10 protein-coding genes are annotated in these 10678 nt (G+C 68.1%); 3 read left to right on the top strand and 7 right to left on the bottom strand.

Annotated features, from left to right (window positions below):
• Nucleotides 1–61 precede the first annotated feature (61 nt).
• On the bottom strand, nt 62–421 hold the full coding sequence (locus tag VMJ11_RS00540) for a hypothetical protein (RefSeq protein ID WP_325615839.1): 360 nt from the start codon (nt 419–421) through the stop codon (nt 62–64).
• 641 nt (nt 422–1062) lie between these two features.
• Here VMJ11_RS00540 and VMJ11_RS00545 point away from each other — a divergent pair.
• On the top strand, nt 1063–1824 hold the full coding sequence (locus VMJ11_RS00545) for a phytanoyl-CoA dioxygenase family protein (RefSeq protein ID WP_325615841.1): 762 nt from the start codon (nt 1063–1065) through the stop codon (nt 1822–1824).
• Nucleotides 1825–1914: 90 nt separating this feature from the next.
• On the opposite strand, the gene VMJ11_RS00550 is transcribed toward VMJ11_RS00545, so the two are convergent.
• The gene (locus VMJ11_RS00550) at nt 1915–2121 is read right to left on the bottom strand and encodes a DUF3185 family protein (protein WP_325615843.1); all 207 of its coding nucleotides are present in this window, start codon (nt 2119–2121) and stop codon (nt 1915–1917) included.
• Between the two features lie 255 nt (nt 2122–2376).
• Here VMJ11_RS00550 and mgrA point away from each other — a divergent pair, with 255 nt between their 5' ends.
• Nucleotides 2377–3420, top strand: a complete 1044-nt coding sequence (gene mgrA, locus VMJ11_RS00555; RefSeq protein ID WP_325615845.1) for an L-glyceraldehyde 3-phosphate reductase — start codon at nt 2377–2379, stop codon at nt 3418–3420.
• Nucleotides 3421–3588: 168 nt separating this feature from the next.
• Complete coding sequence (locus VMJ11_RS00560) at nt 3589–4590, top strand: fatty acid desaturase (protein WP_325615847.1); 1002 nt, start codon at nt 3589–3591, stop codon at nt 4588–4590.
• Nucleotides 4591–4704: 114 nt separating this feature from the next.
• On the opposite strand, the gene VMJ11_RS00565 is transcribed toward VMJ11_RS00560, so the two are convergent.
• From VMJ11_RS00565 to VMJ11_RS00585, 5 genes are all read right to left on the bottom strand, one after another.
• On the bottom strand, nt 4705–4890 hold the full coding sequence (locus tag VMJ11_RS00565) for a hypothetical protein (protein ID WP_325615849.1): 186 nt from the start codon (nt 4888–4890) through the stop codon (nt 4705–4707).
• Between the two features lie 353 nt (nt 4891–5243).
• Complete coding sequence (locus VMJ11_RS00570) at nt 5244–6485, bottom strand: MFS transporter (protein ID WP_325615851.1); 1242 nt, start codon at nt 6483–6485, stop codon at nt 5244–5246.
• 165 nt (nt 6486–6650) lie between these two features.
• Nucleotides 6651–8270, bottom strand: a complete 1620-nt coding sequence (locus tag VMJ11_RS00575) for an efflux transporter outer membrane subunit (RefSeq protein WP_325615853.1) — start codon at nt 8268–8270, stop codon at nt 6651–6653.
• Nucleotides 8267–9622: an efflux RND transporter periplasmic adaptor subunit gene (locus VMJ11_RS00580; protein ID WP_325615855.1), complete on the bottom strand. Its 1356-nt coding sequence runs from the start codon at nt 9620–9622 to the stop codon at nt 8267–8269. Before VMJ11_RS00580 ends, VMJ11_RS00575 begins: the two co-directional genes overlap by 4 nt.
• Nucleotides 9623–9631: 9 nt before the next feature.
• Nucleotides 9632–10678: efflux RND transporter permease subunit (locus tag VMJ11_RS00585; protein WP_325615857.1), on the bottom strand; the 1047-nt coding region annotated here is incomplete at its 5' end.

The raw sequence follows: 10678 nt of genomic DNA on the forward strand, positions 1-10678 counted from the left end.
ATTCGCGCGCGCGCTCAAGGGCGGCGCGAAACGTGATTCGGCCTGGGCTGCGTGCGGGGCCTCAGCGCATGGCGAAGCCGAACCATCCTGTGCTGTTCGTCGCCATGCGGCGCGGCAGGCGCGTGTTGCGCACCGCGTGCACGGTGGCGGGCGCGGCGAGCGAGCGCAGCGGCGCATTCGGGCGATAGAGCAGCGTGCGCAGCGAGAAGTGCCGCGTGCCCGAGCGCATGCGCAGCACGGAGAAGAACGAGTGGAACCACGAGCGCATGCTGTCGACGGCCTTCACGTCGCGCACCTGTTGCGCGAGCGCGCGCGTGCGTGCGGCGTGGTGGCGCAGTGCGCGCATCACGTGGCGACGGGCGGGGCGGGCCGCCTTCAGGGCGGCGTGGGTCATGCGGCGGGTATCGAAAAGGGTATGCATGGCGGTTGCGGAATCGGGTTCGAAAGGCGCCTCGCGCGATGCTTTGCATCGAGCAGCAAACGTGCCTGTCTTCGAGGTCGTCACGATAACGGAAGACGGGAGACGGGCCGAAGGGCGCGGAGTATGACGCGACGGGACGGCTCTTTCGGTTGGAGCACCTTGTGCGTCAAGGCGTTCACGGCGATCCGTCCGTGCGGTGGAGGTTCTGCTAGAGGAAACAGCATGCGCGCAGCGTACACGCGATTCATGACGACAGAAAGTCGGTTAATACCCGGCCCTGCGCTTCTTTGATGCCGACGATGCCGCCCTTTGTCCTCATGCCGGTGCACGCGCGCCATTCATGTGCGGCTTCGTGTGACCGTGGGCGCGGCGCTTCGTCCCACCGCACCTTTAGCCGTTGCGCGCGCCCATACCCGCTTCGAAGCGGCGGCGCGCGATCGATGCAACATCGGTGCTTTCTTGCGTGCGAGCAGACATGTGTCGCATGGAGCCACGGCGTGCCACACAGTGGCGCTTCCGGGCGGGCTTGCACGCTTTACAATCGTAGCGTCGGCGCGCGCCGACGCCGCGGCAGCCGAACGAAGTCAGCCGAACGAAGGCGGCGGCCCTTGCAGGCATCGAGATCGCATAACGGAAGTCCCATGTCAGTCCAGTCAAAGAAAGAACAAGTGCAGGCGCTGCGTGAACGCGGCTTCGTGGTCGTGCCGGGGCTCGTCTCGCCCGAGCGCTGCGAGGCGATCAAGCGGGTTGCCGAGGAACAGTTGCACGCGGCCGCCGCGCCGCTCGAATTCGAAGCCGACTTGCGCTACCCCGGCGCGCCCGACTCGAAGGACGCCCCAGGCGGCCATACGGTGCGCCGCCTGCTCGACGCTTACTCGCGCCACGCGTACTTTCGCGAGTGGGCCACTTCGCCCGAAATCGCGGGCTGGATGGAGCTGTATTTCGGCGAGCAGCCGATCCTCTCGCGCGCGCATCACAACTGCATGATGACGAAGCACCCGCACTACGGCAGCCTCACCGGCTGGCATCGCGACGTGCGTTACTGGTCGTTCGAACGCGACGACCTCGTTTCGGTGTGGCTCGCGCTCGGGCCGGAGACGATGGAGAACGGCGGCCTGTGGTTCGTGCCCGGTTCGCACGAGGAACCGTTCACCTCGGAGCGCTTCGATGCCGCGAAATTCTTCCGCGCGGACCTGCCCGAGAACGGCGCGTGGATCGACCGCGCCGTCTCGCCAACGCTGGCGGCCGGCGACGTCGTGTTCTTCCATTGCAACACGCTGCATTCGGCCGGCCAGAACCAGAGCGATCAGGTGAAATTTTCGCTCGTATACACGTATCACGGCGCGAGCAACGTGCCGCTGCCAGGCACGCGCTCGGCGTCGCTGCCCGAAGTGAAGCTCTGAGTTCGAGCGCGGGGCGTCGCGTGCCGGCAATCGTACTGGCGCGCGACTACGCGCATGCTCGCGTGTGCGTGAGCGGCGCCTCGCCGCTATTCAGCGCCGCCGTCCCGACAACGCGAGGCCGGTGATGCCGGCCAGCGTCGCGGCCACGCCGCCGCCGATCAGCAGGATCGTCCGGTTGGTGGGCGCGCCGGTGAAAAGGCGCGACATGTCGTTCGCGAACGAATGAAACGACTGGCCGCCGAAGTACAGCAGGACGACGCCACAGGCGATGAGCGCAATCGAAACGGCTTTGGCCATGAGCTACCTCTCGCATAGGACGGAGGCCGCAGTGTAGGCGAGCGACCGCGGGACGTCCAGGGTGCTCGGCTTCTCGCCTGCATTGCGGCCTGCGCTTTGCATTGCACGCCCGCATTTCCCGCATAGTGGATATCTGCAGGGCACGGGCGGATTGGCTAACATAGCTGCCTCACGAAAGGGGAGAGCGCGACGGGCCGGTTGGCGCGTGACGCCTCGCCCCATGCTCACCACCCGTTTTTGTCGAGGATCCAGACCATGGCCTACGAAGCAGCCTCTGAACGCTATTCGGATATGCAGTACCGCTTTTGCGGCAAGTCGGGGCTCAAGCTGCCCGCGCTGTCGCTCGGCCTGTGGCACAACTTCGGCGACACCACGCCGATCTCGACCCAGCGCGAGATCCTGCGCACCGCGTTCGATCTCGGCATCACGCACTTCGACCTCGCGAACAACTACGGCCCGCCGTACGGCAGCGCCGAGACCAACTTCGGCCGCATCTTCAAGGACGACTTCCTTCCCTACCGCGACGAACTGCTGATCTCGTCGAAGGCCGGCTGGGACATGTGGCCCGGCCCGTATGGCCAGGGCGGTGGCTCGCGCAAGTACGTGCTCGCGAGCCTCGACCAGAGCCTGAAGCGCATGGGCCTCGACTACGTCGACATCTTCTATTCGCACCGCTTCGACGTCGAGACGCCGCTCGAGGAAACGGCTGGCGCGCTCGCCACGGCCGTGCAGCAGGGCAAGGCGCTCTACGTCGGCATTTCGTCGTATTCGCCCGCGAAGACGCGTGAAATGGCGAAGCTGCTCGCCGAATACAAGGTGCCGCTGCTGATTCACCAGCCGTCGTACAACATGCTCAACCGCTGGATCGAGCACGAGCTGCTCGACACGCTCGACGAAGTGGGTGCGGGCAGCATCGCGTTCACGCCGCTCGCGCAGGGCGTGCTCACGAGCAAGTACCTGAACGGCGTGCCGCAGGATGCGCGCGTGAATCGCCCGGGCGGCGGCTCGCTGAAGGGCGAGCACCTGAGCGCGGCGAACATCGAGCATGTGCGCAAGCTCAACGACATCGCCCAGCGCCGCGGCCAGAGTCTCGCGCAGATGGCGATCGCCTGGGCGCTGCGCGGCGGCCGCGTGACCTCGGCGCTGATCGGCGCGAGCCGCGCGGAGCAGGTGCGCGAGAACGTCGCTGCGCTGAAGAACCTCGAGTTTTCGAAGGAAGAGCTCGCGGAGATCGATCGCCACGCGACCGAAGGCGGCGTGAATCTGTGGGAGAAGCCGTCGACGGATCAGCATATCTGAGCGCAGCGCAAGCGCGAGCCGCTTTCGGCCTCGTTGCGCCGCGAAACCGCCTCGAAGCCGTCTCGCCTGCGAGGCGGTTTTTTTCGCCCGTGCGGCCCGGGGCTCCGTTCTTCGCTTTGTCATGCGGCGCTGCTAACGTCGCGACAGCCTTTGATGCGAGGAATCGACATGGAGTCCATGAGCGCCGAACGCCCCGCGCTTGCCCCGTGCGCCACAGCTGCCGCGCGAGCGCGGCGCCCGGCTTCGGCTGCCCGGGTGAATGCCGCGCTCTTCGCCTTTGCGCTCGCGGCACTCTTCTACGAGCTCGTCGGATTGCCGCTTCTCATCGATGCGGCGGGCGGCGCGACGCTCGCACTGCTGGCGACGCTCGCGCCCGTCGTGTTCGCCACGCCGGTTCACTGGGGTCTCATCCACGAAGGCATACACGGGCAACTCGCGCGCGATCGTCGCGCAAACGCGTGGCTCGCCCGCGTGCTCGCGATCGGTCTTGCGATGCCGTTCGACGCGGTGCGTTTCGGACACCTGATGCATCACCGCTTCACGCGCGAGCCGTTCGACCGGCCTGACGTTCACGAGGCGCCCGCCTCGCGTTGGCGCCGACGCGTCGCGTACTACGCACGGCTGATGGGCGGGCTTTATCTCGCCGAACTGCTGCTGCCGCTGGTGGCCTTCGTGCCTGCGCGGCTCGCCCGCGCGATCATTGCGCGCGGTGTGAGCGCACACGGCAGCGAAGGCGCGCAGGTGCAGCGTCTCTTTGCGAACCATGCCGCCGATCCGGCGAGGCGCCGCCGGGCGCGGCGCGACTGGCTCGCCTCGCTCGCGCTCTATGCGGCTTCGTTCGTGCTCTATGGCAAGGCGTGGCCGGTGCTGCTCGCGGCGATGTGCCTGCGCGGGCTGTGGCTATCGGTGGCCGATAACCTGCCGCACTACGGCGTCGCGCTCGACGAAGCCGGGCGCGCACGCGACTTTCGCGTGCCGCGCGGGCTGGGCTTGCTGTTGATGAATCACCATCTGCATCGTCAGCATCATCTGCATCCGACGCTGCCGTGGACAGCGCTGCCCGCGCTCGCTCGCGCCGCCGACGCGGCTGGCGCGACGCCGCGCACGAGCTATCTCGCCGCCGCGTTGCGGCAGTTCAGCGGGTTGCAGCCCGGTGTGGAAGGGGAATGAGGGATGACACGCGCGTGCGTGCCACCACGCACGGCGCCTTGAAACGTCAGGACGCCGCTTCGCGCTGGCGGATAGCCATCCGCCGCGCGTTTTGCAAGACAACGGACGCTACATCTACATGAGCGCGGGCAGCGTCTCGACGAGCAAGACGGCAGCGAGCGCCCCGATCAGTGCGCCGATCACGCGCAGCGTGTTGTGCCTGAATTCCGTTGCGCACGGCACCGCGCCGAGAAAGAGCGCTCCGGCGAGGGCCATCGGGATGATCATCACGAAATCGCCGATCGTGAAATAACCTTCCATGCTCGTCTCCTTATCGCACTGGTTCGTACTGGTTCGCACTGGCGACACAGGCGCGCGGTTCTCGTTTTTCTCGTCGTCATGCCGGTGGCGTGACGCAGCGGCCTCGGGCCTGAATCGAGTATAGGTGAGGGCTGGCCAGCAAGGTGGCGTGAGTGCGTGCCGCCGGAGTTCCCCTAGTGCGTGCGCCACGCCGCGAAGGGCCGCCAGAGGCGGCCGCGCGAAGCGCCGCGATACGGGACGGCCCGCAAAACGCCAGTCGTCGTAACATTACGTAAACCTTTCGATTCCGGCGGCGCGCGATGCACCAGCCCCAGGTGCGCACACTGCGTGCCTCGCGCCTCAGGTCTTCACACTCAGGCGGTGCCAGCCCGCTCGCGAGCGCGCAGCGTCTGCGCGAGCACGAGCCCTGCGACGAGCAGCGCGATCACGAGGCCGGCCACGCCACCCCAGCCGGCCGCGGCCCAGAAGTGGCCGCCGATCGAGCCCATCACGCTCGATCCCAGGTAATAGGCGAGCAGGTACAGCGCGGCGGCCTGGCCCTTCGCTTCGCGCGCAAGCCGCCCGACCCAGCCGCTCGCCACCGCATGCCCCGCAAAGAAGCCGATCGTGAGGCAGGCGATGCCCGCAGCGATGGCGGCCAGCGGCGAGAACAGCGTGAGCACGACGCCCGCGAGCATCAGCGCGAGGCTTGCGATCAGCACGCGGCCGCGTCCGAAGGTGTCGGCCATGCGGCCCGACCACGGCGACGCGACGACGCCGGTCAGGTACACAAGGAAGATCGCGCCGATGGCCGCCTGGCTCATGCGATAAGGCGGCGCGATCAGTCGGTAGCCGATGTAGTTGTAGAGCGTGACGAAGCTGCCCATCAGCACGAAGCCCATTGCGAACAGCATGGGCAGGCCTGGCCGCGCGAAATGGCGCAATAGCGCCGCGCGGTGATGCGCGAAGCCGAGGCCGCTCTTCGGCACGAAGTGGCGCGAGGGCGGCAGGAGCGAGCGGAACGCGAGCATCGAGGCGAGGCCGAGCAAGCCAATCACGGCCACCGCCACGCGCCAGCCGAACAGGTCGGTGACCACGCCCGTGATCACGCGCCCCGCCATCCCGCCGATGGCCGTGCCGCCCACGTAGAGACCCATCGAGAGGCCGAGGCCTTCGGGGTGCATTTCCTCGGCGAGCCAGGCCATGGCCACGGCGGGCACGCCGCCGAGCGCGATGCCCTGGAGCGTGCGCAGCACGAGCAACTGGTGCCAGTGCGGCACGAAGGCCGTGGCGAGCGTGAGGAGCGACGAGGCGCACAGCGACGCCGTCATCATGCTGCGGCGGCTCCAGCCTTCGGAGACGAAGCCCGCGACGAAGATCGCGATGGCGAGCGCGGCCGTGGTGAACGAGAGCGACAGGCTGCTTTGCGCGGGACTGACGCCGAACGTCTGCGAGAACGCGGGCAGGAGCGGCTGCACGCAATAGAGAAGCGAAAAGGTGGCGTAGCCGGCGAACAGCAGCGCGAGGCTCGCGCGCCAGAATTCAGGGGTGCCGCGTTCGATGTACGGAACGGCGGCGGGCGCGGGAATGCGCTTGGCGCCCGGTGAAACAGTCACGACTCGTTCTCCTGTGTCGACCGGAGCTGGCGTGTCGATAGCACCGACGCCGGTCCCACGCATGTTGGTTGCGCGATATTGCAAAGCCGCAACGATACGCGAGTCGCGCGATCCGTGTCGGCGAGCGCCGCAGATGCGATCGCCGGGCGCGACGGTGGGAGGCGTCTAGCCGGCTATGGGCAGAGGGCCCGGCTGCGCTCGGCGAGCGGCGCCCTGCGCGCTTTCCGACGCGCTTCCCGACGCACTGCCCGATGCGCTTCCCGACGCACTGCCCGACGCGCCTTGCGGCGCGCTGGCGGGCTGCGCGCCGCTCGCCATGTCAGGATGCACGAGCGCGTTATCGCCCGGCAGATCGGCGGCACTCCAACCGCCGCCCAGCGCCTTCACGAGTGCCACGCTGGCCGCCATGCGCCGCCGCGAGATCGCGACCGCCTGGCGCTCGTTGGTGAGCGCCGTGGTTTGCGCGACCACCACGTCGAGATAGGTGATCGCGCCGCTGCGGTAGCGATCTTCGATGATCGCCAGCGTGCGCTGTGCGGCGTCCACCGCGCGATCCTGGGCGATCGCCTCCTGTTCGAGCACGCGCAGCGCCGCGAGGTTGTCCTCGACTTCGCCGAAGGCGTCGAGCACCGTCTCGCGGTATTGCGCGACGCTCGCGTCGTACTGCGCGCGCGCTTCGTCGCGCACCGCCGCGCGGCCGCCGAAGTCGAGCAGCGTGCCGGCCAGCGCCGGTCCGAGCGACCAGAAACGCGCGGGCGCGACGAGCCACTGGCTATAGTTGGTCGCCTCCAGCCCGCCCGTCATCGCGAGCATGAGGCTCGGGAAAAACGCCGCCTGCGCCACGCCCACCTGCGCGTTCGCGGCTGCCATGCGGCGTTCGGCGGCGGCGATGTCGGGGCGCCGTTCGAGCAGCGTGGAGGGCACGCCCGGCGGGCTCGCGATCGCGTGCACCGTGTAGGCGGCCTTCGGCGCGACCGCGAGCGTGAACTTGGAGGGCGACTGGCCCGTCAGGATCGCGATCGCGTGTTCGAGCTGCGCGCGCTGCACGCCGAGATCGATCGCTTGCGCCTCGGTGGTCTGCAATTGCGTCTGCGCCTGGCCGACGTCGGCGTCGGTGGCGATGCCGCCCTCGTAGCGGTGCTGCGTGAGTTCGAGCGATTCGCGATAGGCCTCTATCGTGTCGTCGAGCAACTGGCGTTCGCGGTCGACGCCACGCAGCTCGAAGTAGTCGGTCGCGAGCTCGGCCTGCATCGAGAGCAGCACGGCCTGCATGTCGGCGGCGCTCGCCTGCGCGCTGGCCTTGGCGGCCTCGACGTTGCGCGCGACGCGGCCCCAGATGTCGGGCTCCCACGTGGCGTCGATGCCCACGAGATAGTCGTTGAGCGTGACGCCGGCCTTCGAGGTGAACTGGATGTTCTGCGAGGTGCGGTAGCGCGTGTAGTCGGCGCCGGCCGTCACGACCGGAAAGAAGCTCGAGCGCTGTTGCGCGACGTTCGCGCGCGCCGCGCGAAAGTGCGCCTGTGCCACCTGCACGTTCTGGTTCGCGCTTGCGACCTGCGCCGCGAGCGCATCGAGCGTGGCGTCGCCGTAGATCGTCCACCAGGCGCCGCGCGCCGCGTTGTCCGCAGGCTGCGCAAGCGTCCAGCCCGTGCCTTCGAGCTCCTTGTACGTGGCGGCCACGGGCATCGTGGGGCGCACATAGTCGGGCCCGACCGTGCAACCGCCCAGCGCCGCAAGCGCAGCGAGCGTGGCGGACGCAAGGAGTCGAACGCGGGCGCGCTTCATGATTCGCCCGCCGCCTGCGCGCTGTCGCTTGCGGCCTTCGCGCCTTGGGCGCCGCTTGCGTCGCTCGTGCCGCTTGCACCACTCATACCGCTTGCACCGCTCATACCGCTCGTACCGCTCGCGCCATGCGCGGCGCCAGCTCCTTGCCCGCCGTGCGGCTGCAGGATGCGCACCGGCGTGCCGTCGACGACCGAGTCCTGCGGATTGACGATCACGCGCTCTGCGCCCGTGAGTCCCGCCGCCACCGCGACGCGCGTGCCGAAGTCGGTGCCGAGCGTGACGTTGACGAGCTTCACGCGGTCGTGCGCGTCGACGGTTGCCACTTTCACGCCGTCGGGGCGGAACAGGAAGACGTTGCCAGGCAGCGTGAGCGGCGTGGCCGAGCCGTCGAGCGCGAAGTGGACCTGCGCATACGCGCCGGGCAGCAGTTCGCCATCGCGGTTGTCGACGTCGACTTCGACGAGCATCGTGCGCTGCTGCTGATCGACCGCGCCCGCCGTGCGCGCGACGACGCCCGCAAAACGCTTGCCCTGCGCTTCGTTGAGCGTGAGATACGCGTGTTGCTGCACGCGGATCTGCTGGGCGTAGGCCTGCGGCACGTTCGCATAGACGCGCAGCCGGTCCGCCTGCGCGAGATGGAACAGCTCCTTTTGCGTGGCGCCGCCGTTGCCCGCGTCGATCAGCGCGCCGACATCGACGTTGCGTGCCGTGACGATGCCGTCGAACGGCGCCGTCACGCGCTCGTACGACTGCAGTTGCGAAAGACGCGAGACGTTGAAGCGCGCCGCGTCGAGCGTGGCCTTCTTCGCGAGCATGTCGCCAACTTTCTCGTCGGTGTCCTGCTTCGAGACCGAGCGGTTCTGCAGCATCTGCGTCCAGCGGTCGGCGGTCGTTTTCGCGAGGGCGAAGTTCGCCTCGGCGTTCGCGAGGTCGGCGCGCGCAGCGCGCAACTGGTCGTCCACTTCGGGTGCGTCGATTTCGGCGAGCAACTGGCCCGCCTTCACGTGCGCGCCGATGTCGAAGTACCACTTGCGCAGATAGCCGTTCGTGCGCGCGTAGATCGGCGTGTCGAGAAAGGCCTGCACGTTGCCAGGCAGCACGAGGTCGAGCGCGCGCGAGGCGCGCTGCGGCGTGACCACCTCCACGGAAAGCGTGCTTGCCGTTTGCGCGTCGCGCTCCAGCGCTGCATGCGCACTATGGCGCGACCAGATGCCCTGCGCGGCGAGCCCGAGCACTACGAGTGCGGCGACGACGAGGCGCCAGCGTCGCGTCTTGTGCGGGCCCTGCGGCGGCTGTGGTGGTTGCGGCGATTGCGGCGATCGCGGCGGGGGCGCTTCAGAATGAGAAGTCATGACCGGTTTTCATGATTTGGGCACCACGTTTTCAATGGCGCGCTGGCGGCGCTCGCCGAGCTTGCGATAGACGAGCGAGAACACCACGGGCACGAAGATCAGCGTGGCGAGCGTGCCCACTGCGAGGCCGCCGATCACGGCGCGCCCGAGCGGCGCGTTCTGCTCGCCGCCTTCGCCAAGGCCGATGGCCATCGGCACCATGCCGATCACCATGGCGAGCGCGGTCATGAGCACCGGGCGAAAGCGCGTGTAGCCCGCTTCGATCGCGGCGCGCGCGGCGTCGCCGTGCTCGCGCAACTGCTCGCGCGCGAAGCTGATGACGAGAATCGAGTTCGCCGTGGCAATGCCGATACACATGATCGCGCCCGTGAGCGCGGGAATGGAAAGCGTGGTGTGCGTGAGGAACAGCATCCAGACGATGCCCGCGAGCGCGCCCGGCAGCGCCGTGATGATGATGAACGGATCGAGCCAGGACTGGAAGTTCACGACGATCAGCAGGTACACGAGCACGATCGCGAACACGAGGCCGCCAAATAATCCGGAGAACGAATCGTTCATCGTCTGCACCTGGCCGCGCACCTCGATGGTCGAGGTTTTCGGCAGCTCGCCGCGGGTTTCGTCGATGATCTTCGAGATGTCGTCGGAGACCGCGCCGAGATCGCGCCCGTCGGCAGTGCCGAATATGTCGATGGTGGTTTGCGCGTTGTAGTGCGTGATCACCGCATTGGCGGCCTCGCGCTGCATGCTCGCGAGCGAGCCGAGAATGTTGCTGCGTCCGTTCGCGGTGAGCGGAATGTTGGAGAGCGATTGCAGCGAATCGATCGTGTATTGGGGCGCTTCCGTGACGACGTTGTAGCTCACGCCGTTGATCGGGTTGAGCCAGAACGTGGGCGTGGTCTGCTGGCTGCCCGAGAGCGTGATGAGCAGGTCGCTCGCCACGTCCTTTTGCGTGAAGCCCGCCTGCTGCGCGCGCGTGCGATCGACGTCGATGAAGATGCGCGGCAGGTCGGCGGGCTGCTGGATGCGCGCGTCGGCGAAACCGGGCACGCCGCGCAG

It is taken from the genome of Paraburkholderia sp. (genome assembly GCF_035501035.1).
In the GTDB taxonomy this organism is placed as follows: domain Bacteria; phylum Pseudomonadota; class Gammaproteobacteria; order Burkholderiales; family Burkholderiaceae; genus Paraburkholderia.

What these genes read in the sequence shown, in the direction of transcription:
- VMJ11_RS00565 (WP_325615849.1), bottom strand. Translation starts at nt 4,890, where the DNA reads ATGGAAGGTTATTTCACGATCGGCGATTTCGTGATGATCATCCCGATG.
- VMJ11_RS00575 (WP_325615853.1), bottom strand. Translation starts at nt 8,270, where the DNA reads ATGAAGCGCGCCCGCGTTCGACTCCTTGCGTCCGCCACGCTCGCTGCG.
- VMJ11_RS00560 (WP_325615847.1), top strand. Translation starts at nt 3,589, where the DNA reads ATGGAGTCCATGAGCGCCGAACGCCCCGCGCTTGCCCCGTGCGCCACA.
- mgrA (WP_325615845.1), top strand. Translation starts at nt 2,377, where the DNA reads ATGGCCTACGAAGCAGCCTCTGAACGCTATTCGGATATGCAGTACCGC.
- VMJ11_RS00580 (WP_325615855.1), bottom strand. Translation starts at nt 9,622, where the DNA reads ATGACTTCTCATTCTGAAGCGCCCCCGCCGCGATCGCCGCAATCGCCG.
- VMJ11_RS00550 (WP_325615843.1), bottom strand. Translation starts at nt 2,121, where the DNA reads ATGGCCAAAGCCGTTTCGATTGCGCTCATCGCCTGTGGCGTCGTCCTG.
- VMJ11_RS00540 (WP_325615839.1), bottom strand. Translation starts at nt 421, where the DNA reads ATGCATACCCTTTTCGATACCCGCCGCATGACCCACGCCGCCCTGAAG.
- VMJ11_RS00545 (WP_325615841.1), top strand. Translation starts at nt 1,063, where the DNA reads ATGTCAGTCCAGTCAAAGAAAGAACAAGTGCAGGCGCTGCGTGAACGC.